Annotated in this window: 22 protein-coding genes; 8 read left to right on the forward strand and 14 right to left on the reverse strand. The window is 38.0% G+C overall.

The genetic code is table 11. From position 1 onward, the window contains the following. Nucleotides 1–155 precede the first annotated feature (155 nt). Nucleotides 156–881 (reverse strand): LAGLIDADG family homing endonuclease, encoded by a 726-nt coding sequence (locus CZ490_RS05440; protein ID WP_327078399.1) that lies wholly within the window; start codon nucleotides 879–881, stop codon nucleotides 156–158. A 5-nt stretch (nucleotides 882–886) separates the two neighbouring features. Continuing rightward, complete coding sequence (locus CZ490_RS23045; RefSeq protein WP_327078400.1) at nucleotides 887–1132, reverse strand: hypothetical protein; 246 nt, start codon at nucleotides 1130–1132, stop codon at nucleotides 887–889. Nucleotides 1133–1374: 242 nt separating this feature from the next. Here CZ490_RS23045 and CZ490_RS05445 point away from each other — a divergent pair, with 242 nt between their 5' ends. Beyond that, nucleotides 1375–2598 (forward strand): Bcr/CflA family multidrug efflux MFS transporter, encoded by a 1224-nt coding sequence (locus CZ490_RS05445; protein WP_077617946.1) that lies wholly within the window; start codon nucleotides 1375–1377, stop codon nucleotides 2596–2598. A 345-nt stretch (nucleotides 2599–2943) separates the two neighbouring features. Here the strand turns inward: CZ490_RS05445 and CZ490_RS05450 are convergent, their stop codons facing one another. Then, complete coding sequence (locus tag CZ490_RS05450) at nucleotides 2944–4101, reverse strand: pyridoxal-phosphate-dependent aminotransferase family protein (RefSeq protein ID WP_077617947.1); 1158 nt, start codon at nucleotides 4099–4101, stop codon at nucleotides 2944–2946. Nucleotides 4102–4387: 286 nt separating this feature from the next. Here CZ490_RS05450 and CZ490_RS05455 point away from each other — a divergent pair, with 286 nt between their 5' ends. Together CZ490_RS05455 and CZ490_RS05460 are read left to right on the forward strand one after the other, a co-directional pair. Beyond that, the gene (locus tag CZ490_RS05455; RefSeq protein WP_077617948.1) at nucleotides 4388–5587 is read left to right on the forward strand and encodes an iron-containing alcohol dehydrogenase; all 1200 of its coding nucleotides are present in this window, start codon (nucleotides 4388–4390) and stop codon (nucleotides 5585–5587) included. A gap of 20 nt (nucleotides 5588–5607) precedes the next feature. Next, on the forward strand, nucleotides 5608–6978 hold the full coding sequence (locus CZ490_RS05460; protein ID WP_077617949.1) for an aldehyde dehydrogenase: 1371 nt from the start codon (nucleotides 5608–5610) through the stop codon (nucleotides 6976–6978). A 68-nt stretch (nucleotides 6979–7046) separates the two neighbouring features. On the opposite strand, the gene CZ490_RS05465 is transcribed toward CZ490_RS05460, so the two are convergent. From CZ490_RS05465 to CZ490_RS05500, 8 genes are all read right to left on the reverse strand, one after another. Next, complete coding sequence (locus CZ490_RS05465; protein ID WP_077617950.1) at nucleotides 7047–7886, reverse strand: TPM domain-containing protein; 840 nt, start codon at nucleotides 7884–7886, stop codon at nucleotides 7047–7049. Further along, nucleotides 7880–8959, reverse strand: coding sequence for a TFIIB-type zinc ribbon-containing protein (locus CZ490_RS05470; protein WP_077617951.1), 1080 nt, complete (start codon nucleotides 8957–8959; stop codon nucleotides 7880–7882). The genes CZ490_RS05465 and CZ490_RS05470 overlap by 7 nt, the downstream gene beginning before the upstream one ends. Before the next feature lie 60 nt (nucleotides 8960–9019). After that, entirely contained in the window at nucleotides 9020–10318 is a 1299-nt protein-coding gene (locus CZ490_RS05475; protein ID WP_077617952.1) for an SPFH domain-containing protein, read from the reverse strand. Between the two features lie 257 nt (nucleotides 10319–10575). Next, on the reverse strand, nucleotides 10576–11685 hold the full coding sequence (locus CZ490_RS05480; RefSeq protein WP_077617953.1) for an HD-GYP domain-containing protein: 1110 nt from the start codon (nucleotides 11683–11685) through the stop codon (nucleotides 10576–10578). A gap of 219 nt (nucleotides 11686–11904) precedes the next feature. Continuing rightward, on the reverse strand, nucleotides 11905–12720 hold the full coding sequence (locus tag CZ490_RS05485) for an alpha/beta hydrolase (RefSeq protein ID WP_077617954.1): 816 nt from the start codon (nucleotides 12718–12720) through the stop codon (nucleotides 11905–11907). A gap of 100 nt (nucleotides 12721–12820) precedes the next feature. Further along, nucleotides 12821–14032, reverse strand: a complete 1212-nt coding sequence (locus CZ490_RS05490; protein WP_077617955.1) for an ABC transporter permease — start codon at nucleotides 14030–14032, stop codon at nucleotides 12821–12823. Continuing rightward, nucleotides 14029–14709, reverse strand: a complete 681-nt coding sequence (locus CZ490_RS05495; RefSeq protein ID WP_200801548.1) for an ABC transporter ATP-binding protein — start codon at nucleotides 14707–14709, stop codon at nucleotides 14029–14031. Before CZ490_RS05495 ends, CZ490_RS05490 begins: the two co-directional genes overlap by 4 nt. Then, on the reverse strand, nucleotides 14693–15955 hold the full coding sequence (locus CZ490_RS05500; RefSeq protein ID WP_077617956.1) for an efflux RND transporter periplasmic adaptor subunit: 1263 nt from the start codon (nucleotides 15953–15955) through the stop codon (nucleotides 14693–14695). Before CZ490_RS05500 ends, CZ490_RS05495 begins: the two co-directional genes overlap by 17 nt. Before the next feature lie 312 nt (nucleotides 15956–16267). Here CZ490_RS05500 and CZ490_RS05505 point away from each other — a divergent pair, with 312 nt between their 5' ends. Beyond that, on the forward strand, nucleotides 16268–16900 hold the full coding sequence (locus CZ490_RS05505; protein WP_077617957.1) for a LysE family transporter: 633 nt from the start codon (nucleotides 16268–16270) through the stop codon (nucleotides 16898–16900). 59 nt (nucleotides 16901–16959) lie between these two features. On the opposite strand, the gene CZ490_RS05510 is transcribed toward CZ490_RS05505, so the two are convergent. Further along, nucleotides 16960–19446 (reverse strand): DEAD/DEAH box helicase, encoded by a 2487-nt coding sequence (locus CZ490_RS05510; RefSeq protein ID WP_077617958.1) that lies wholly within the window; start codon nucleotides 19444–19446, stop codon nucleotides 16960–16962. 148 nt (nucleotides 19447–19594) lie between these two features. On the opposite strand from CZ490_RS05510, the gene CZ490_RS05515 reads away from it, so the two are divergent. Next, nucleotides 19595–20752 (forward strand): glycosyl hydrolase family 18 protein, encoded by a 1158-nt coding sequence (locus CZ490_RS05515; RefSeq protein WP_077617959.1) that lies wholly within the window; start codon nucleotides 19595–19597, stop codon nucleotides 20750–20752. A gap of 57 nt (nucleotides 20753–20809) precedes the next feature. Then, a complete protein-coding gene (locus CZ490_RS22765) occupies nucleotides 20810–20944 on the forward strand; it encodes a hypothetical protein (RefSeq protein WP_268762015.1) in 135 nt (44 codons plus the stop codon). Between the two features lie 42 nt (nucleotides 20945–20986). Here the strand turns inward: CZ490_RS22765 and CZ490_RS05520 are convergent, their stop codons facing one another. After that, nucleotides 20987–21916, reverse strand: coding sequence for an SDR family oxidoreductase (locus tag CZ490_RS05520; protein ID WP_077617960.1), 930 nt, complete (start codon nucleotides 21914–21916; stop codon nucleotides 20987–20989). A 142-nt stretch (nucleotides 21917–22058) separates the two neighbouring features. Between CZ490_RS05520 and CZ490_RS22465 the strand changes: the two genes are divergently transcribed. Beyond that, complete coding sequence (locus CZ490_RS22465) at nucleotides 22059–22223, forward strand: hypothetical protein (protein ID WP_200801549.1); 165 nt, start codon at nucleotides 22059–22061, stop codon at nucleotides 22221–22223. Nucleotides 22224–22274: 51 nt separating this feature from the next. After that, entirely contained in the window at nucleotides 22275–22412 is a 138-nt protein-coding gene (locus CZ490_RS22275) for a hypothetical protein (protein WP_159439912.1), read from the forward strand. A 38-nt stretch (nucleotides 22413–22450) separates the two neighbouring features. Here the strand turns inward: CZ490_RS22275 and glgA are convergent, their stop codons facing one another. Next, nucleotides 22451–23887 carry a glycogen synthase GlgA gene (glgA, locus tag CZ490_RS05525; protein WP_077620948.1) on the reverse strand — a complete coding sequence of 479 codons (1437 nt, stop codon included), beginning with the start codon at nucleotides 23885–23887 and terminating at the stop codon, nucleotides 22451–22453. Between the last annotated feature and the right edge of the window lie 236 nt (nucleotides 23888–24123).

Here is a 24123-nt window from a genome sequence, read left to right on the forward strand (position 1 = left end):
CTCAATTAAGCGCTAACTAGTCCCACCACCTTTTCTTAGGCTAAAATATGTACTATATAAAAAACGCCAATTTGGCGTTTTTTTAGTGAGCTACTATTCAGGATTAATACCTTAGCTAAGTCGATTTGTTGATCACGAACAATATACTTTTACGATTAATCTGCTAATTGTTCAATTAATTTACTAAATTCATTATCAGTTTTCAGCCAATTCTGGTAGGTACTTTTTCTTATTCCGACTGCTTCACAAGCTTTATTTATAGATTTACTTGAGTCATATTCTTTTATAAAGGATAATTTTCTATTCCTAACAGCCTCTTTTGTATACTTTAATTTAGAATTTGTAAGGTTGTTAACGTTTTCATTTTTGTCTGGAAAATTATCATATTTTCTTTCTGAATATATATCAGCTTCCTTATATATCCAGTCGAAAAATTCTCTTATAGTTTTTCGGCCACTTATGTATAAGCGGTAGAAGCTTCCTTTAGTAATAACCCTGGGTTCGAAACCTTTAGCATCAAAAATCTCTTGTAAATCTTTCATGAAACTTAAAGAACCACCTACAAAACTTACAAGATATCCTCTAGTGTAAATATTCCCATCCCCATCAAAATAGCCCCTAACAAAATGATTTAGGTATTCATCTGGAACAAAGGGAAAATCTACCGTTAATGATTTGTTTTGTGTAATTCCGTGTATATTGATTAAATCTTCCTTTAAAATTTTGCTGTTGAGATTTAGAAGATATACCCCTGTCTTTTTATTTCGTTGTAATGGATAATTAGATCCTAGTTCAACTTTGATCTTTTCTAAAATCCCTGGTTCTTTTTGAGAAATTGTAACAGTTTGAGTTGCACCAGAAATACAACAATCCGCCAACATAAAACCTAGATATATGCCATATTATTCGACCATTCCTTAAAGTAATGTTCATTAAGGGAATATTGTCGTTTCCAACTACCAAATGGTCTCATGTCTACATTGTGTTCTGAAAGGATTTTACTTATGTATCTTGGTGTTACATTAGCAAGTTTTGCAATCTCAGAGGTTTCACAACCATTCTCATATAATTGAATAATCTCATGAAACTCTAAGGTTCTTTTTCTCTTTTCTCTCCTTTTATTCTCCTTCATTTTACCAACTCCTCCTGTAATCAGAACACTTGTTCCTTGCATTTATTATAAGAACAAGTGTTCCTTAAATCAATCAGGAAATTGTGAATGTTTCTTATCTTAATTCAGTCTCGATATTTTCACCAATAACTGAAAGTTCTTAAAAATTGACCGATAAATTAGTCGCTGTTATTATAAGGAAATACTACGTAGTGTACGGGTAGGATTTTTCTTATAACTGTACAGAAAGGCGCGAAAACTACATGAACAAACCTACAGGAACGAAACGTTTACAACTTGCATTGCTCTTAGGGTCACTTGGACTGCTAGGACCCTTCACAATTGATATGTATTTACCATCATTTCCTACAATTGTGGAGGATTATGGAACGACTGCATCACTCGTCCAAATCAGTTTAACGACATGTTTGCTAGGACTAGGAGTTGGGCAATTAATTATTGGCCCAATGAGTGATGTACTAGGTCGACGAAAGCCATTACTTATTTTTCTTATCATGTATTTGATTGCTTCCGTTATTTGCGCTTTTGCTCCATCTATTTATCTATTTATTACAGGTCGTTTTCTACAAGGATTTGCAGCAGCCGGTGGACTTGTAATTTCTAGAGCGATTGTTCGGGATCTATATAGCGGTAGGGAATTAACCAAGTTCTTTTCATTATTAATGTTGGTTGGTAACCTTGGCCCTATTGTCGCACCAATTGCTGGTGGCGGAGTACTTGCATTTACGGATTGGAAAGGTGTATTTATTGTTTTATCAGTTGTGGGCTTGCTACTGTTCCTTATCATTACCTTTAACCTTGAGGAAACATTGCCGGTTGAAAAACGCGTACCCAGTAATCTAGCACAAGTACTTAACAATTTTGGTTCTCTTTTTAAAGACCGAGAGTTCCTTGGTTATGCACTTACACAAGGTTTTATCGTTGCGGGTATTTTTGCATATGTATCTGGTATTCCTTTTGTCTATCAGAATATTTATGGGGTCTCACCTCAAGTATTTAGTTTGTTATTTGGAGTAAATGGTGTGGGTTTAATTATTGGTACGCAGTTAGTTGGCCGTTTAGCAGATATAATTCCAGAGAAGACCTTCTTGAAATTCGGATTATTTCTTTCCACTACAGCAGGAACTTGTTTATTAGTAGCTCTTTTGTTAAAGGCATCACTTATTGCTGTTGCGATTCCAATTTTCTTTTTAGTGTGTTCGATTAGTATTATCTCAACAACTTCCTTTGCATTAGCTATCGAAACGCAAGGTCATATTGCGGGAAGTGCTTCCGCGTTGTTAGGGCTACTACCATTTGTTCTAGGATCAATTACATCCCCCCTTGTTGGGGTGGCAGGAGAATATTCAGCCATACCGATGGGTGTTGTTATTTTATCGACTAGTTTACTAGCTCTCCTTTCCTACTTTGGATTAGTTCGAAGAGCATCTCTTCAAGTACCAACTGCGAAGAAGTATTCTGGTTGATTAATCATACCTCTCTTAGTACGAAAACCGCTTATGTTATAGAGCTCTCTCTATAGAACATAAGCGGTTTTTTATGTGCTTTTGGTATAGATATCCTTTAATTTATCACTCAAATTAAAGTCGGGAAATAATACAAGTATCACTAAATGCAGAAGTTATTCTGCAAAACTATATGTAACTATCGATATTTTTGTGATATAACATCGTCTTTTTCTACAATAACAAAGCATGAAATGCATTAATCCTAATGTATTTTTGATTCCTCTCCCCTTCCCTATAAAAGTAGAAAAAACCATAAAAAAGAACCCTACGCTTTGCGTAAGGTTCCAGTTTTGCCATTATTATTTATTTACCAAGTGAAGATAAGAATACATTTTGTGCGGCATTTACTCCTGCACCAGGTTCAAATCGGTAAGAAAAGTCTTGCAAGCCTGCTTCCATGAGTGAAACAGCTTGTAGGACGTCACTTGGGAAACAATAGCCCATATGACCAAATCTAAATATTTTCCCTTGCAGATTCCCTAGGCCACCGGCAAAATCAAGATGGTACTTCTTCTTAAGGTGTCCTAGATATTCTGCAAGATCCAAACCTTCCGGGGTACGGATTGCAGTTATAGTCGGTGAGGCGAATTCATCACTAGTTAATAGTTCAATAGAAAGGGCTCTCATGGATTCGCGAACCATGTTCTTCATTAGTTCATGTCGTTCTACCGTTTTTGCAAATCCCCCCTCCTCGTCAACTAAATCACATACAGCCGAAAGTCCCATTATAAGTGAAATAGCTGGGGTGTTTGGAGTCATTCCTTTTTCTGCCCACTCTCGATAACTTAATAGATTTAGATAATACGCACTAGAACGATTAGCCTCAATTATCATCCATGCTCTCTCACTAAGGGCTATAAGAGAAAGTCCTGGAGGAAGCATCATTGCTTTTTGTGAACCGGTTACTAATATATCAATTCCCCATTGGTCCATTTCAGCAGGTGCTCCGCCGATACAACTTACTCCATCGACAATAAAGAGAGCATCTGAATGGTTATGTACCACTTCTGCTAATTGCTCAATTGGATTTAATATTCCAGTAGATGTTTCATTATACGTAGCAAATACGGCTTTGATATTTGAAAGCGGCTTCAAAAATGCTTCTAAGTCTTCTTTCGTACACGCTTCGCCCCACTTTTTTTCAAGCTTATGTACTTGTAGGCCGTACTTTTCACAGATTGAAACGAAATAATCACCAAAAGCACCAACAGTGATGACGACTACTTCTTCTCCAGGAGCAACCGTATTAACCACAGCTGCTTCTAACGCTGCCGTCCCTCCTGATGGGAGAAGTAAAATATCTTGGTTTGTTCCGAAGAAAGGTTTTACACGTTCTGTAACGTCTCTGTACAGGTTTACAAATTCTTCTGTACGGTGGCTAAACATATCCTGGGACATAGCTAATTCCACTTTTTTAGGGATTGGAGTAGGTCCAGGATGTCTAAGAATAGTTGGATACATCATATTCCCTCGCTTTCGAATGGTTAACAAATTTTTTCAACATATCAATAATTTTTCTATCTTCCTCTTCCCTATCATATAATATGTAAGAGTTTTCAGCTAGTATTTGATGGTTTTTAGTCAACTTCCCTCCTTTTCTCGTAGAATTTATAAAAAGATCTCTATGTTAAATATTGTTAATCTATTATTATAGTAGTAAGATTCTTATTCACGGTTATCCATAAAAAAGAATGATTGTTATGACATATTAATTAGCTACTATTCCATTAACGAAATGAGGGTTTGTATGTATAAAATGTATTGCAGAAGCTATCAAGGTATCATGAGGATGTCTTCCCGATTTTTACCTTGGCGTGAGCCAGAATTAATAGAAGGTGAAAATAGTCTCTCTAAACTGCCTAAGGTAATCAAAAACCAAGGTGTTAATCGTACTTTAATTGTTACGGATAAGGGCATCATCGCAGTAGGACTAATGAATGACTTCCTTGAGAACTTACGCAGTGAAGAAATTGAGTTTGTGATCTACGATAAAACAGTTCCAAATCCTACGATAGATAATATTGATGAGGCTTTACAGCTCTATAAAACCAATGATTGTCAAGGTATTGTGGCCTTTGGTGGAGGATCACCGATTGATTGTGCTAAAGGTGTAGGCGCACGTCTGGCGAGACCGAAAAAAACCATTAACCAGATGAAAGGTGTATTGAAGGTTCTGAAAAAAATGCCGCCATTATTTGCGGTACCCACAACTGCTGGTACTGGTAGTGAAGCAACGCTTGCAGCAGTTATATCTGACAGCAGAACGCTTGAAAAATACGCAATTATGGATACATCACTTATCCCTCATTTTGCCGTTCTTGACCCTACTCTCACAGTTGGACTTCCGTCGCATATCACATCAACAACGGGAATCGATGCACTAACACATGCGGTTGAGTCGTATATTGGCAGAAGTAACACAAAAGAAACTAGACAATGGAGTGTTGATGCCGTTAAACTAATTTTCGATAACTTATATGAAGCTTATACAAACGGCGAAAATATGAATGCTCGTAAGAATATGCAAAAAGCAGCCTATTACGCGGGTATGGCTTTCACTCGTGCATATGTTGGATATGTACATGCAATCGCACATACATTGGGTGGTAGTTACGGTCTACCTCATGGACTCGCAAATGCTATTATATTACCTTATGTTCTTGAGTATTATGGGGAGTCTGTTCATAAACCTTTGGCAGAGTTAGCCGACGTAGTTGGCGTATGTGAACCATCTGATTCGACTAGTCAGAAGGCATCGAAGTTTATTAAAGCAATCAGGGATCTTAATGAACGAATGGAAATCCCTTCAAAGGTAAATTGTATTATTGAACGTGATATCCCATTATTAATTGAACGAGCTTTAAAAGAAGCGAATCCGCTCTACCCTGTTCCAAAGATTCTATATAAAGAGGATTTATTACATCTGATTAAAGCAATAAAGGCGTAATATGCAAGGGGGTTATACATTTGGAAAACTATCATTCACTTATCGAGAAACAAAAAGCGTTTTTTAGAACAGATAAGACGAAAAATATTGATTTTAGAATAGATGCTTTGCAGAAATTAAGAATGGCAATTATTAATCATGAAAAATTACTTGTGGAAGCATTACGTATTGATTTAAATAAAGCCGAGTTTGAAGCTTATACCGCTGAGATTGGATTTGTACTGGCGGAATTACGTTTTACCATTAGTCAATTGCGTTCATGGGCGAAACCCAAAAAAGTGAAAACGCCAATGACTCATATCGGTTCTACTAGTTATGTCTATTCAGAACCTTATGGGACAGCATTAATAATTGCTCCGTGGAATTATCCCTTTCAATTAGCAATCGCACCTTTAATAGGAGCCATTGCTGCCGGGAACTGTGCGGTAATTAAACCATCTGAATTGACACCAAAAACATCTGAACTTCTTGGTGACTTGCTTCATAATCTCTTTCCCGAAGAGTATATTGCGGTTGTTCAAGGTGGTGTTACGACAAGTCAAGCTCTCCTAAATGAAAAGTTTGATTACATCTTTTTCACTGGTAGTGTCCCGGTTGGTAAGATTGTTATGGAAGCAGCCACTAAAAATCTGACACCCATCACCCTGGAGTTAGGTGGAAAAAGTCCTTGTATTGTTCACGAGGATGCCAATATAAAGCTCGCTGCAAAACGAATTGCGTGGGGAAAGTTCACGAATGCTGGTCAGACTTGTATTGCCCCTGATTATCTTTATCTACATAAAAGCATTAAAGATAGATTTTTAAAACAGTTTAAAGAGACAATCACAGAATTATATGGAGAACAGCCGTTGCATAATCCTGATTTCACCCATATTGTGAGTGATAGACATTTTGAACGATTGAACTCCTTTTTAACGAATGGTGATATTTATATAGGCGGTAGTACAAATCGTGATGAATTGGTGATTGAACCAACAGTTTTAACGAATATCACATGGGATGATCCGGTAATGGAGGATGAAATTTTTGGACCGATACTCCCAGTGCTTGAGTATGACAATCTATCGGATGTCGTGAACGAAATTCACAGGAATCCGAAGCCTCTTGCGTTCTACATTTTTACAGAAGACCAATCCGTACAACAAAAGATGTTAAACAGTGTTTCCTTTGGCGGAGGTTGTATAAATGATACGGTCTATCATTTTGCTTCACCACATTTGCCTTTTGGAGGTGTTGGGATTAGCGGGATTGGATCCTATCATGGAAAAGGAAGTTTTGATACCTTTTCTCATAAAAAAAGTGTCTTAAAGCAAACAACACGATTTGATATTCCATTTAGATATCCTAATGTAAAGGATGGTCTTAAGAAAATTAAGATGTTTTTAAAATAAAGAATAGGTCCAATCCATATAATGTCATGGATTGGACCTATTCTTTTGATAACTGAATTATGGCTAAGTTAAAACCCTCTACCTCCGCCGCCAGATCTACCACCGCCACCGCCGGAAAAGGAGCCACCTCCACCACTATTTGTATTTCTTTGGATTTTTTGCTGGGTGACTCGCGTGTTGTAATGACGATCCATTTTATTGGTTACAGCAAATGTATTTGACTGTAGATAGGTATTCGCCGTTGTTGTAGAGCGACCTCGATTATACATTGCCATGACACCTACTGAAATAACGCCAATGGCTATCGCGATAGCCAAGTATAGTAGAAGTTCTTTCAGTAATTCACCATCCGATGAACTAGTTGCAGTAGAAGTATAACCATCAGAATGGGAATAGCCTCCAGAAGGTGAAGACCCTTCAAATTCAGACTCAGGAATTCCTGCTTCCATCGTTCGTTCTAAATCAACTAAGAACGCTTTTGCACTTTCACCAAATGCTTCATCTGTTAAATATGGATAGACGTGATCGAGGATTTGTTCGACAGTACTGTCTGGAAAATAGTCTACAATGCGGTCTCTCGTAAAGATATACACTTCGCGATTATCCATGTCGATTAGATATAAAATTCCATCAGCAGTTCCTTCATATCCGAACCCGTGTTGATCATAAAAATCACTAGCATACTGGCCAGCTGACTTACCTTCGCTGTCATTAGTCGTAACAATGCGGATATCCATTTGGTATTGTTCAATCAATCGACTAGCATGTTCCTGTAGTTCAACCTTTTCTGTTTCAGAAAATAAGCTAGCCTCGTCAAAAACCAATTCTGTGTTCGCAAATGCAAGTGTCGCAAAGCTAAGCAGGATGAGGAAGAATAAAGGTAATAAAAGGACTTTTTTCTTTACCATATGAATAAGCCCCCTAACGAAAGGACTGCAAAGACACTTGCTGAAATCATACCAAACCACTTACTTGCTCGACCGATGCTTATTGGCAAGTCTCCAGCAATTTTTCCGGTTTGACCATTCATCGCAAATATATAGGTCTTGCCTTTAAATTGATAGGTAAACATCCAAACAGGCAGTAACACATACTTCGCCTTGACATTCGATAGTTTTACGTTCGTATTGTGAATTGAAACCCCGCTATACCCATGAATGGTGCCCTGGAGTAAAGTACCTAAATTATCTCGAAGTACATTCGAAATTCTACCATAGACATCATTTTGGTTCATATCATATTTTTCAGCAAAGAAGCCTGATAAATATGACATTGAGAAGTCTGTCAAATCCTTATAATCATAGGGCTCAAGAATGGACATTAGTTTATCATCCATTTTTTTTGAACCATCTGCTGGTACATCGCGGAATATCGCTTTGCCCTCGCGCATGACTTTATAATATTTAGTTTCCGTATACCTCGTATCTCCTCTTGTATAGGTGCGAACTCTTCTCGCTTCTCCTTCAATCTTTCCAGCTGTGTTACTATCAAACAACCAAAATGGAACATAGATTCCTGATAGTTTTTCGAGCTGTGAATTTGAAGTGAAGAACTTTGGAAGTAAAGGTTTTCCTTTGCACCATTGGACGAATAATTCCTCTGCCCTTTTGCGGTCAAGTTTAAAAGGAATAACCATTTCAGGGCGGTACTCCCCCTCTAGTTGTCTAGGGATAATCGTTGGATTATGGCAATAATAACAAAATGTTGCAGCAGTCGTATCATCGGTAACAATTTCTGCTCCACAACTGCTACACGTGTAACCTGTTGCTTTTTCATTAAATTCTTGGTCTAGTTCTTTGGCATGATGCAGAGCCTCTTTACTTACCTCTGCTTCTTCCTCTGCCTTTTCATTGTTAATAAAATTCTTTACGTCTTCTTCTGTAAATTCACTTAAACAATAATCACAGGTCCAGTTTTGTGTGTCGGCCTTGAATGCAAGTGGTCCCCCGCAGTTTATGCATTTGTATACAACAACCCCCAACCCATATCACCTCTTATTCTTTCGTATATGGTTGCTTTTTTGAAAAGATGAACGTAAATATTAGTGTTCGAAACGTGTCCCACACTCTGGACAGAATTTTGCGTTTTGATCTGAAGGTTTAAATCCACAATTATTACACGTTAATTCCTCGGGCTTTTTATTTCCACAATTTGAACAAAACTTCCCGCTATTTTCTTGACCACATTGACATTTCCACGTATCTGTTTTAGCTTCCTGCTTTGGTGTCCCACATTCTGAACAAAAATTGCCAGTATTGGTATGTCCACAAGAGCATTTCCATTGATTTTGGTTTGCTACTTCTTGATTTTGCTGTTGCTTCTGTTGTTGTTCCGCTTGTTGTTGCATTTGCTTACGATTTGTTTCAGAAGCAGCGCCCATAAAACCAGTTGAACCTTGCATACCCATTCCCATGCCTAAAAACCCTTGCATTGAACCAGCCTCATTGGATCCCGCTGCTTCCAAACCACGTGCTATTGCGCCTTGTACATAGCCTTCACGAACAGATGCGTCTTGGAGCATCGCACCTTGGTTTCGCATGTTGATGAGTTTTTGTGATTCTGGATCATACGATATACTGTTGATACCCACCGATTCAATCTGCATTCCTCGCATACGTGTCCAATCCTCATCTAGGACTTCAGCCATATACTTAGCAAGTTCCATCCCTTTTGAAGAAACATGTGAAATTCTAATCCCATCTGCAGACATTTTATTGATGGCTGTCTGCAAGGCATTCATATATTCAGATAAATACTGGCTATTAATATCAGTGATATCGACATTTGACTTATTACGTGGGATGGCTTCCATGAAAAATTTAATTGGATCCGTAATTTTAATCGAATAACTTCCGTGAGCACGCAAAAATAACTCGGCATTATAAAAATTGTCAAAATAATTGATTGGATTACGAGTTCCAAATTTTATCCCTTTGATTTCTTGTAGGTTGATAAAATAGACTTTTTGAGAAGTTGAGGGTACACCGCCAAACTTAAAACGGTTAAACGTTTCATATAAAGCCTCTTCAAACTGGCCATTAAATAATGAAGGTTGTGAAGAGTTTACTACTTGGTAATAACCTTCTTCAGCTGTATAATCGACAATCTTTCCACCATCCACTAAAATCATAAACTGATTTGGATACACATGAATGATTGAACCATTCGAAATTGTCGAATCGGTCCCTTTAAAATTTTGATTACGACGATCTTTGGCACGTACCTTTACACCAACTGACATGACGGTAGTGTCACTCATCGCCTGTGGCTCGATAACCTCAAGCCATTGATCTCCTAAATTCCCTTTTACTGCACCGACTGCTGCTTTAATAATTCCCATAATGGCCCTCCTGTTCAATTTGAATCTATTATTTACCTTAAGAAGTATAAGATTCATCGTGGATATTTACATCATTATGATAAACTCTCATTAAAAAACATGTATGTAACGTAATACGAATAAACAAGGAAATAAGTTTCATTTAAAAGAGTTTTTCCTTATATTTACACTTGTGGCTATTGTTATAGAATCTTAAAATAGCTAGCCATCAGCTAACAAAGAAGCCCCGAGAATATTCTCGAAGCCGTAAAATCCAATTAATAAAGTAACGCGTCTGCCTCAATGATTTCAATACGTAAACAATCAAACGCAGCTAAATCAATTTCATATGGTGATATCGTTTGGTTCTCTTCATCCTTGATAATCCTAATTTCTGGTCGTCCCACTGCGCTATAATTATAATTTGATACGATTCCAGTTCGTCCGTCATTTAATTTTACGGTTATTCCCACTGGATAAATAGCTATGCCTTCTTTGAATAATCGAACTTGATGCGTATCGAATTGTGTCCCACTTCCACTATAAAGGAGTTCCATTGCTACATGGGGGAGAAGGGGTCTACGGTAGGTTCGTTGACTTGTAACAGCGTCAAATACATCTGCCACGCTGATGATTTTAGAGTATGGATGAATATTGTCTCCTTCTAAACCTCTTGGATATCCTTTACCGTCTATTCGTTCATGGTGTTGTAGTGCACAATGTGATACAAGTAACGGTATTTCATGTATTCTCCTTAATAGCTCAAATCCAGTAGTTGAGTGTGACTTTACAATCTCATATTCTTCATTTGTTAGTTTTCCTGGTTTATTAAGAATTTCAATCGGAACAGATAATTTTCCTACGTCATGTAAAATGGCACCTAGACCAATTTCTTCTACATTTTTTAGTGGTAAACCATTTGCTAAGGCCAGTTGACAGGCATATATGGCTACGTTCACACTATGCGTATACAAATAGTTATCATAGACTTTTGTAGAAGCTAATAAATTTAGTGCGGTTTTGTTCTCTTTTAACGTTTGTAAGATTTCTCGAAAAACCTTCTGAAAGCCTCTAATCGCATTACTAGAATTCATCATCTTTTGAAGTGTTGGTTTTTCAGACTGTAAATCAGCGATCGTATGGAGCCCTTCGGTAATGTTATTGATTGCTTCCACGCGTAACGCCTCAGGAAATGATTCAATAATGTCAATACCCTCTGATACACCGTCATCTATATATAGAGTATGAATATTATATTTTTGAAGCTTTTGTATGTAGATTTCTGTTAGTTCCGTCCCTTTAGCTAACAGAACAGTCCCTTTTTCGTTATAGATTGACTGCCCCAGTATAAGACCGGAATGGCAACTCTCAATATTTATTAAACGCATTGTGTAAGTCAGCCTCTCGTCACTTAAGGAAAATGATGTTTGTTTTCATTAGTTAATTATACCTATAATTAATGAAATACTAAACATCTTTTCAGGTCATAATTACCTAAAATCCTAAGGATAAATTCCTTCTTAACGAAACGCTCAAAACGAAGACAGTTGTTTTACTAATAATTATGTCTTATATTAACACTTCTTAGCAGTAACGTTTTTCACTTTCTATAACCCCTTTACCCATCTTCCTGCCATCTCAATCCAATTCACTACTTCTGGTTGAATATGGGAGTCTTTCCCTTTTGCCTGTGTTTCTTCTGTTCCAAGTGACAATCCATGTGCACCCTCTGGATAGATATGCAACTCCATTGGCACTTTGTTTTTTAATAGAGCTTGGGCAAATACCATGCTGTTTTCCACCGGGACGGATGCATCTGTACCCGTATGCCATAAAAATGTTGGTGGTGTTTCATGACTAACTTGTTTTTCGAGAGATACATATTCTAGTAGATCCGCTTGTTCATGTTGTTCACCTAAGAGAGCCTTGAAGCTTCCCTCATGTGCATGTTCTCCTGATGAAATAACAGGATAACTTAAAATTAATCCATTTGGTTTCATTTGTTCATTTGTATAAGGAAGCTGTTCTACCAGGAATTCATTGTTCCAGAATACTCCTAGGCTCGCTGATAAATGACCTCCAGCTGAAAAGCCCATTACAATGATTTTTTCAGAGTCGACATTCCATTTATCTGCATTTTCACGAATCATTCCTACTACACTTGCCAGTTGACAGAGTGACGTAGGAAAGACGGCAGGGGCAACACTGTAGCGTAGAATACAGGTATGGAATCCTTGACTTAGTAGTTGTATTGCCACAGGCTCCGCTTCTCTATCTGAAGTAAATTGATAGCCTCCTCCAGGACAAATGACAATCATTGGTCGTTTCCGTTCCGCATCGATACTCGGTGAGTTATCCAGTAGATAAGTATGTAATATAGCATTTTCATTGTTAAAGGGTATATCAAACTTTTCATGTATCATATTTCCACTCTCCTTATCCATGTGTTTTTACCAAGATACTTCTATTATACTTTCAAAAAACTAGAAAAAACAGGAAGGTTTGCCTCCCTGTTCAAAAATTTTATTCATACCTCAAAGCGTCAATTGGACTTAGTTTAGATGCCTTGTTTGCTGGAAGAATACCAAAAATAATTCCGATAAACGCTGAAAAACCAACACCGATTAATACAATCAATGGGCTTACCGTTGCAGATATCGGTGCGAACTCTGAAACGATGATTGTTCCTAACGTCGCTAATCCGATGCCAATCAATCCACCTAAAGACGTTAAGGTCATTGACTCGATTAGGAATTGAAGTAAAATTCGACCTCGAGTTGCCCCAAGTGCTTTACGAAGGCCAATTTCTCTTGTTCTTTCAGTGACAGAAACGAGCATAATGTTCATCACACCAATTCCGCCAACTAATAAGGAAATACCAGCAATACTACCGATGACTAAGGTCATAATGGTAATGACTGTATCAACTTCCTCCTCATAATCCGAGAAGTCATTAACTGTATACATACCATCTTCAAGTTTTTTTGCTGCTGTTAGTGCATCTGCAGCTGAACGTCCTATTTCAGAAATTCGTTCAGGGTCATCTGCGATAATAGCCAACCGTTCAATCTCCCTATTGCCGAACATCATTGAAATAACCCCTCGTGGCATGAGCATTTCTCCTGATTCATTATATCGGTATTGTTCAGGAATTGGAGATTCATAGACACCAACAAGCTTGTATGGATTTCCATTAAGATCCACTATCTCACCGATTATATCCTCTTTGTTTGAGAAGAATTTTTCACGTGCTACTGTATCAATCATGACAACACGGTTTCTTCCATCATTATCACGTGCGTTGATAGGACGTCCTTCAACGATTTGAATATCCCTTGCTGAAAAGAACTCAGGTCCAACTCCGGTAATTTCCATTTCACCCTGTTTATCATTGTACGTCATGGGTCCCCAACCTTGATTGGTAGCAATTACAGCTTTTACTCCAGCTACTGCAGAAAGGGTATCGACGTCTTCAGATGTAAGCTCGGGTTCCATCCAGAACATCTCGGATTCTTCTTCCCCTTCTTTAGGCATTGGTTGATACCAAATATCAACTGCATTTTTCTCGAGACTAAAAAGTTCTTCTGTCATTTTCGTTTTTGCGCCTTGGCCGATTGCAACAATAATGATAACAGCAGCAACACCTATGATAATCCCAAGCATCGTTAAAATAGAGCGAACTTTATGATTCCATATCGAGGATAATGCTACTTTAAAGCTTTCTAATAGACTCATAGACTTCTCCTCTGATCATCCGTTATCAAACCATCTTTTAATGTGATAACCCTATTTGCATATGCTGCCACTTCTTCCTCATGTGTAACAATGATGACAGTTCGGCCCTCTTTATTGAGATTGACCATGAGCTCCATTATTTGTTCACTCGTTTTGGAGTCAAGCGCACCAGTAGGTTCATCTGCTAAAACGATAGAAGGATTGTTTACGAGAGCTCTAGCAATCGCCACCCTTTGTTTCTGTCCTCCTGATAACTGATTCGGCAAATGCTTTACTCGGTCTGCAAGCCCTACCTTGTCCAACATTTGTTTCGCTCTTTCCGTACGTTCCCGCTTTGGTACTCCAGCATAAATTAATGGTGACTCGACATTTTTAAGTGCATTATGCCGAGGTAACAGAAAGAATTGCTGAAAAACGAAACCGACATGTTCATTACGTAATTTGGCTAGTTTATTATCTTTCGCTAGGCCGACTTTTTCCTCGTTTAATTCAAACGTCCCTGAAGTCGGTGTATCTAAAAATCCGATAATATTCATCAAGGTTGATTTTCCTGATCCAGATGGTCCCATGATAGCGATGAATTCTCCATCTTCAATTGTTAAATCAATACCGTGCAGAACAGGGACCTGCATAGCCCCATTCCCATATACCTTAGTAATCTTACTCAACTTCATCAAAGGAGGTCACTTCCATTCCGTCATACAAACCTTCATATGGTGCTATTACAACAAGTTCATCCTTTGAAATACCTTCAGATATTTGAATAAACTCATCGTTCATTGAACCTGTTTGAACTTCACGTCTTTGTAAGATTCCATCAGCTAAGACATACACAACGGCAACTCCACCTTCATCTAAAATAGCAGTGTGTGGCACAATTGGTAGGACTTCAGTCCCAGGTATACGTACTTCTAAAGAAACGTGAAAACCGTGGCGTAATTCAGTTGTATCATCTGTAATACCCACTTTGAAAGGATACATGGTAACATTTCCGCCACCCATACCATAAATATCACCTTCTCCTCCTCCACTCCCATCCGGGAATTGAGAAACTGATTCGACTACACCTTTCCATTCACGATCCTTGTACACTTTAGGACGAACAATGACTTCTTGTCCTTGTTGGATTTTAACTGCATCAAACTCGCTCATGGTACCAATGACTTTATACGGTTTGTTTGAAATGATATGTATAACAGGCTCTGAGGCACCCGCTTCAGTTGTTGCAATGTTTTTATTTATCTTGACAATGATTCCGTCAATTTTACTACTAATCGTCATGTCTTTTTTCTGATTGGTGATTTCAGTAATTCTTTCGTTTGCAGCGGTAATTTCAGATTTTGTATTTTCATACTGTAACTCCATCTGTACCTTTTCGCTTGTTAGCTGATTCACATCTTCTACAGGAACTTCTTCTACTACTACCTCTTCCGTTCCCTCTTCTGTTTCAACAGTTTCAGTTTTAGGCTTGTTCTTTTGTGCAGCCAAAGTCTTCTTCGCTTCCTCAATCCGTTTGCCTAGCGCCTTAATTTGACTTTGTTCGGTGTTTGCTCTGACCTGAATTAAGTCTCTTTCTCTAGTCGCACGGGCAAGCTCAGTATCTAATTTTGAAGAGTCGTAGACAAATAGTGGATCACCAGCTTTCACCGTCTGGTTTTCTTCTACCTTATATTCACTAATTTCCCCATACTCAGGGTTGATGAATACTTTTTGTTCTCCTTCCGGTACAATTTCACCCGTAACTAAAATGGTTTCAACTAACTCCTGTTCTTTTGCTTTTTGTACGGCTACGTTGACTTCTTCGATTTGTTCTCCAACGGATGCAACACTTTTTTCCTTCATGAAAAAGGCCACTGCACCAACAGTGAGGACTAACACACCTAAAATCGAGAATACCCAAATCAAAACCTTCTTTTTCTTCAACATACTTCCCCCTAGAGTTTTCATTTCATTGGGTTAATTTTGAATTTCTTAATCTATAAATCTATGGATTACAAATTACTATAAAAATGTAAAAAAATCCAAATTTATCCCTAAACAATAAGACGACGGTCTTAGCCAAAAGGTTTCATTTTTTTACAAAACTTTTTAAAAATTTACAAAAAGCGTTCTATTTGTGTAATGTGATTTTGCCATTGATATAAAATCTTGATTTTTATTGGACAAACAGTAATACGTTCAATAGTTTTTCATAAAATGTACAAGTTGTATCTTTATGTAATGGAGTGAGTGCATTTGAGTGTTACGATTTTGATAAGTTATATTATTTTGGGTTTGACCCTTGCAGCTCCTATTGGGCCAGTTAATTCAGCAAGATTGGATAAGGGAATTAAAAATGGATTTTGGCATGCTTGGGTAGTTGGTTTCGGCTCAATGATTGCAGATGCAATCTTTATGCTAGTTGTTTATTTAGGGTTGGTACACTTTCTTGAAATACCACCGGTACAAGTCTTTTTATGGTTATTCGGCGGCTTTATTCTTCTATATTCGGGTATTGAAAGTATGCTTGGAGCGAATTCACTTGAATTAGAATACAAACGCGAAAGAGAGTCACTCTTTAGATGCTTTCTGACAGGATTTATTATGTCGATAACGAGTCCTCTATCGATTTTATTTTGGCTTGGTATTTATGGCTCGATCTTGGCTAAAACTGCGCAAGAAAATGGCACGGGTGAATTGCTAATTTATAGTTCTATGATTTTCATTGGTCTGACCCTTTGGGATCTTTTTGTAGCAGCGCTTACGACTGTATTTCGAAAGTTTTTAAATAGTATTGTTCTCATTTGGATTTCCATTTTATCAGGTTTATCATTAGTTGGCTTTGGCTTGTACTTTGCCTATCAAGGCATTATGGCATTATTCCGATAACAATACTACATAAAAAAAGTAGCCCGAAAGCTACTCTTCTTTATATATCGTACATGCTCTTACGGTCTTCTCGGACGTTCGAAATAACACTCGTTGCAAATGGCGAATGAAAAGCCGATTGGTAGGTTCTTCCCGCAGCGCTTACATACTCGTTTGGCGGGATGGATTCCAGTCTTTAGTTGTTCATGGATTTTATCACTGATCTCCTCCCTTACCCTTTCCCAATAGTGTGCCTCTGTCTGTTTTCCAATTTTATAGAGAAATAATAAATGTAAACCGACTGCTTTATAGGAGAGTTCAAGCTCTTCTAATCCAGAATCTTTAAGAATCGGATCAGGAAGCGGGAATCCATCAACGATTGCTTCAAGCGTTTTTTTCCATTGAGCTCGTAGTGATGGTTCATTTGATGAAAAGGGTAAATGTAAAAAGCCATATAGGTCAGGTAATGAAAGTTTGGCTTCAATGATAGTATCTTCAACTAGTTCATACAGCAATCGTTCTTCATCAAGGCTTGCCTTTTTAGTACCTTCTGGACTTTTGAATTGATCCCAGAGGTAGAAAAACATCCTCATTTTCCGTGAGTATTTCTGAAAGCGTTCGAGAACCGCATTGGTTGGTGCAATGGCAAAGCCCTCGAGTGGGGCATCCTCTTGTTCCAAGAGACGGGTCATGGTTTTGATGTCACTCGTAAATGCAACCTTTCCTATATCATAAATTCCTCGTCTACCTGCCCGTCCTGCTATTTGCTTCACTTCCTGTGATGTTAGCAACCTTCTTCTCGTTCCGTCAAACTTATCATTTTCTAAAAACACGATTCGTCTTATAGGTAAATTAAGCCCCATACCAATTGCATCGGTCGCTACGATAACAGTCGTTTCTCCTTCATTAAAGCGTTGTATCTGTTTTTTTCGTGTCTCTGGTGGCATACTGCCGTAGATCATGCTGACCCGACGTCCACTCCTTTGCAGCTCGGATGCTGTTTCAAGCACTCTTCTTCTTGAGAAGCAAACAAGTGCATCCCCTTTTCGCGTTTGGTTTAGACGAAAAAGCTGTGGCTCTACCTCGAGTGGTATATCTCGATGATATTCGTGGACTTCTACATCCGAGTTACCTAGTAACTGTAAAATCATCAGTTTTGCATGGAAACTACAAATAATGTGAACCTCTTTTGAATTAGCAGAGGTAATGGCTTTATACCATGAAAAGCCTCGGTCTTTATCCGAAATCATCTGGGCTTCATCAATGACAACTACTTCGTAAAAATCCTTTTCTCGTAGCATTTCTACAGTAGCAGAAAGATGTCTCGCACCCTCTACCACTTTTTCTTCTTCCCCTGTTTTTAAGTTGCAAGCAATACCTTCTTCATTTAATGTTTCGTATATCTCAAGTGCTAATAAACGTAATGGAGCTAAATAGATCCCGCTACTAGCTTCTTTCATTCTCTGTATTGCTTGAAACGTTTTTCCAGTATTGGTTTCTCCAACATGAAGAACGTACTGAATGTTTCTTCCCGGTGATAAATGATAAGCACGTCCGAAAATATCCTCAATCATTCGCAGTTCTTCTTCTTTTTGACGCCTTAACTCCTCTTTTTCTTTTTCAGTCCGTTCTTTTCGCTCGGTAATATCTTTTTCCAATAAGGCTCGATGTGTTTCCAGGTCAAAAGGTATATCAATAAGCTTCACAAGGTCAGACACATACTCTTCTAATAGATCTTCAAATAAGTCCTCACGTATGTCTAAAAAATTCTCATATGCAACTTCCTGTAGAAATGTACTAGTTAATGGTTCTTGATAGCTCTTTTCACATTCATCGAACATATGTTTCGGAAGGTGAGACTTAAGCCAATTTGGCCCAAAATCCATAAGATTTTGCAATATAAGATCCTCATACTGCTCAATCAAGTCTTCTTGATAAAAATAACGATTATGGGCAAGTTCTGTTTCTTCATATAAATAGGAAGCAAAAGTTACATCATTAGAAGATAAAATCATTCCTTTTTTATCAATCTCAATCGCTAAATGACTTCCGAGCAAATAACGACACCTTAAATAGAGCTCCTCGTAATGATCTCCTAATATTTCGTTTAGATAAAAGTTCAGTCTTAGCAGGAATTTTCTTTTTGTTTCGCGTTCCTCCTGCTTCTTAATTCGCGTTTCATACTCATTCCTTGCTGTCTGATATTTTTGTTCCCATTCTTTCGGATGATTTGAGAATGTACCCTCAAGCCAACTCACTAAATCAAAGGGCTTAACGTGACGAATCTCTGATCGAAATTGTTTATTCAGAAGTTTTTTACTAACATCTTCTACTTCAAAACCATGCTGAACTAAATAAGCTTTTTTCTCGGAAATAGACGCATGGATGGCAGTGTTTAGCCAAGCATTTAGCCATATTTGCTCAATAAATTGACCTCGTTCACGCACATATCGTTCAAATGAAGGCATTGTCTCTTGTTGTTCGAGGTAATGATCAATGTCATCCATAATCATTTGTTTTGCTCGTTCTACTGCTTGATTAAAGTACTGCTCAAGTTGAATGCTCATACAATTACTCCTTATCAACATGACCTATTATAGTTAGTTTACTTATACCTGAAAAAAATATGTTGTATAAGGATGATATTACCACAACTATACGCACTATCTGTTTGATACAATTTGAAGATGATAATGAAATCAGGAGGACAACATCATGAAAAAACGATATATCTTCCTTACTGTATTAATAGTAGTGATATTCGTTGGTGGATTTATAACGGGTGCGTTGTTAACAAACCATAACCAAACTGATCAGGACATAAAAATAGCTAAAAAGTCACCTCCATCCTCAAAAGGGCTTGAACAAAAAGAAATGCCAAAATTGAGTGATGATCAGTCTAAGGCTTTAATTGGGTATGTCCAGGATTTTCGAGATCCAAATCAAATAGATTATTCAAATCTTACACATATTATTTTTTCCTTCGTTCATCCAACTAAGGATGGACAAGTACTGTTTACAGGTGAACATGCCACGCAGAACTTAAAAAAAATGGTTGCGAAAGCACATGAACAAAATACGAAAGTTATGCTTGCCGTAGGTGGTTGGTTTCATCTGAATGGCGGTGAAACGTATGATTATTTTTCGGCTGCACTATCAAACCAGGCTTCCCAAGAGAGACTTGTTAAAGAACTGGTTGCTATCGTTGAAAGGGAAAATGTAGATGGAATTGATATCGATTTTGAACATCCACGTACCGATGATGATGCACGTAACTTACATGTATTTATCGAGAAACTAAGTGAAGAATTACATTCTAGAAATAAGGAAGTATCCATCGCAGTTCATTCAAAAATCCACGGGCAAACCTTAACTGAACTAGCATATGTGAAGTATGAGACAGCCATGTTTCATAATGTAGATTATGTAAATATTATGGCCTATGATGGTCAATGGGATGGTGGGTATCAGGCGAAGAACTTATCGCCGTATCCATTTACTGAAAGCATCGTCCGCTATTGGGCAAATTTATTTGACTCACATAAGTTACCAAAGGAAAAGCTAGTCTTAGGTGTTCCATTTTATGCTCAGCCTGAAGACCCGAATAGTAAGCAATTATCGTATCAAACCATCATAAATAATAATGAACAAAACGCAGGGAAAGATGTCGTTACAATAAATGGCATGACGTATCATTACAACGGCCAAATGACGATGCTGAGAAAAACGGAGCTTGCACTGCAACATGGCTTTGGTGGTATGATGGTTTGGGAGCTTGGTCATGATGCAACAGGGGCTCACAGTTTAACCCATACATTGTCTGAAACCATTTCAGCTACAACTATAAAAAACTATTATACGCTGAAGAAATAAATTCTTGTCATGTAATTCATTTTTTCATCCATCCTACTTAAATGGAGGTGAAAAAACATGGCAGATCGTAATCCGGTTGAATTTTCAGGAAAAGTGTTAGATAAGAGGAATACATTAACTGGTCCAGATGACGCAGGAAAAAATGGACATCCAAAGCGTCCCCAAAATGTATCAATAAAAAAAGGTGAATAATGTGTGAAGTTAAAAAAGTGATTCAACTATGAATCACTTTTTTTAGGATGACATGATTTGCCCACCATTGACATGAATTGTTTGACCAGTGACGAAACGAGAATCATCCGAAGCTAGATATACATAGGCTGGGGCAAGCTCAAAGGGCTGTCCTTGTCGGTCCATTGGGTTTCCTGCCAGAACAACTTGGTCTGCAGAAAAACTTGATGGAATCAATGGTGTCCATACTTTCCCAGGGGCAACTGCATTGACTCGGATACCCTTTGTTACAAGATTATTCGCAAGTGCACGAGTGAAACCAACATTAGCTGCTTTCGTCGCCGAATAATCTATCAGTTGTTCATTTCCATAATAAGCCACAACAGATGCTGTATTAATAATTGAACTTCCCGCTTTTAGGTATCGTAGCGCAGCCCTCGTCGTATAAAAATGGGAGTAGACATTAACCTTAAAGGTATCATCAAATTGTTCGTCAGAAATATCAAGAAGACTAAGCTGCTGAAATTGAATGCCAACATGGTTTACAAGAATATCAAGCTTTCCATAGGCCTGCACCGTCTTTTCAACAATCTCGACACAATGTTCTTTCTCACGTAAATCACCGGGAAAGAGTAAGCAACGCTGACCTATCTCTTCAATTTTTGCTTTTGTTCGGTTTGCATCTTCATGCTCATCTAAATAGGATATCGCTACATCTGCACCTTCTTTAGCAAACGCTATGGCACATGCCGCGCCAATCCCGCTATCGCCACCAGTAATCAATGCAATCTTTCCTTTTAACTTTTCACTGCCTTTATAGTTTGGATTTTCAATTATTGGCTTCGGAACCATTAGACCTTCTACCCCTGGTTGTCGAAATTGACGTTGCTCAGGGACTGTTATCGCGACGTCTTTATATTCAGTGATTTTTCCATAATTCGGATACATCGGATAGCTTAGATTTTCATTTTTCTCTTTCTTTGAGCGAGACATGACAAACCTCCTGTTTAATTTAATCTGCTTTAGTCTATGTTTCATCTGGGCAACGGTGACTAATTCCCTTTTCACAGTACGGGCTCTTCTTAAGGTCGACATGAATAGACTAAGATGAAATCTCAAAAAGGAGGTTAAATCTATGCAATATTATTACAGTCCTGAAGTACACTTTTTGCTGCTTAATGAATCAAAAGAACGAGTGGAGGTTACGTATCTCGATCAAAGCTTTGAGTTACCTCAAATTGGGTTAAGGCCCCCCTACTATTACAACCCACGTTATGAACACCACTATCCATTGATTTGAAAATGATTCTTCTGGGGAACATACCTCTATAAGAGATTGGAGGAGTTTTTCATGAGTGAGAGTAACGAAGATAGTATAACTACCACAAATAACCCCATTCGAGAACGAATGAAAAAAAGAAATCCGGCTGACTTTAGCAGTTCGACTCTAAGACGGGTTGCATTTACACAGTTAAGTCGAAAACGATAAAAAACGTTAGGAAATATCCTAACGTTTATTTACGTATTTTATACCATTACCGTTTTTAGTCCTTCATACAAATTTAGATAGTCCTTTGAAGAAGCAGCCCAACTATAGTCGAGCTTTAACGCATTTTCAGAGAGCTCTCTCCATTTCTTTGGCTGGAAGCGGTAGAACCAAATCGCCCGTTCAATCGTATACAGCATGTCATGTGCATTGTAATTCGTAAAACTAAAACCAGTACCTTTTCCTGTAAATTCATTATACGGTTGGACTGTATCCTTTAGTCCACCCGTTTCTCTTACAAGTGGTAATGTTCCATAGCGGAAAGCAAGTAGTTGCCCGATTCCACAAGGCTCGAATTGTGATGGCATTAAAAACAAATCCGAACCTGCATAAATTTTACGAGATAAACCTTCGTCAAAATAGATACTCGCAGATACTTTTGTTGGATGTCGTTTTGCCAAATCACGAAAGGCATCTTCATAATGACTTTCTCCTGTTCCTAGCAGGACAAATTGCACATTTTGGTTAAGAATCTCTTCAATTACATGGAGAACAAGGTCAATCCCCTTTTGTTCAACCAATCTTGTAATCATGGAGATAACTGGAGTTTTATCGTTCACCGGAAGCCCAAGGTGCTCCTGTAGAGCACGCTTGTTTTCCAATTTCCCCTCATATGAATCAAAATGGGCGAAAATGGCTTTATCAGTAGCGGGATTATACTCTGAGTTATCAATTCCATTCACAATGCCTTGTAATTCTTGATTTCGTTTACGTAAAAAGCCATCTAATTGTTCGCCGAAATAAGCGGTTTGAATTTCATTTGCATAGGTTGGACTGACAGTTGTTATCGTGTCACTAAAGGAAAGTCCCGCCTTCAAATAACTAACATTCCCGAAAAACTCTACTCCATCTATATGAAAATAGCGATCACTCACATCGAGTAATTCACCTAATACAGATTTAGGAAAGACCCCTTGGTAACGTAGATTATGAATCGTAAATACGGTCTTTATTCCCTTGTAATTTGGATGGTTTGAATAATGAGCATCCAATAACAGGGGGATTGGTCCTGCTTGCCAGTCATGACAATGGATAATATCTGGTTTTTTTTCTAAAAACGGGATTGCTTCGAGAACAGCTCTTGAAAAGAATGCAAAGCGTTCACCATCATCATAAAAACCATAACTGCCATAGCGCTTGAAATAATATTCATTATCTAAAAAATAATAGCTAATTCCGTTATGGACCAGTTTCTCAATCCCACAATATTGTCTACGCCAGCCAAGTGGAACTTCAATTATTCGTTCTAATACAAGCTGTTCCTTGTATTCTTTTGCTAAATCACCATATTTCGGTAAAATGACATTTATATGCACGCCTTCCTGTTGTAATGCATGTGGAAGCGCGCCGATTACATCCCCTAGTCCGCCTGTTTTTATAAATGGAGCACATTCAGATGCTGCGAATAATACGTTCATACTTTTTCCTCTCCCCAATCAAATGCGCCTCTTGGCGTATTTGCGCCCAGATTTTTTAGGCCCACACGATGTGGGACACAAAGACGTTGCCACAGGAGCTGGCACTTTAAGTCTTTGATCTTTTGCTCGAAAATTTTCCTTAGAAAATCTGAGGCATCCGCCGGAGGCTTTTAACTTTATTCAGACAGAGCTAGAACTCAACCGAATTGTATAAGTTAATTGTAGTACCATCACTT

It is taken from the genome of Litchfieldia sinesaloumensis, assembly GCF_900156865.1.
Classification (GTDB): Bacteria; Bacillota; Bacilli; order Bacillales; family Bacillaceae_L; genus Ferdinandcohnia; species Ferdinandcohnia sinesaloumensis.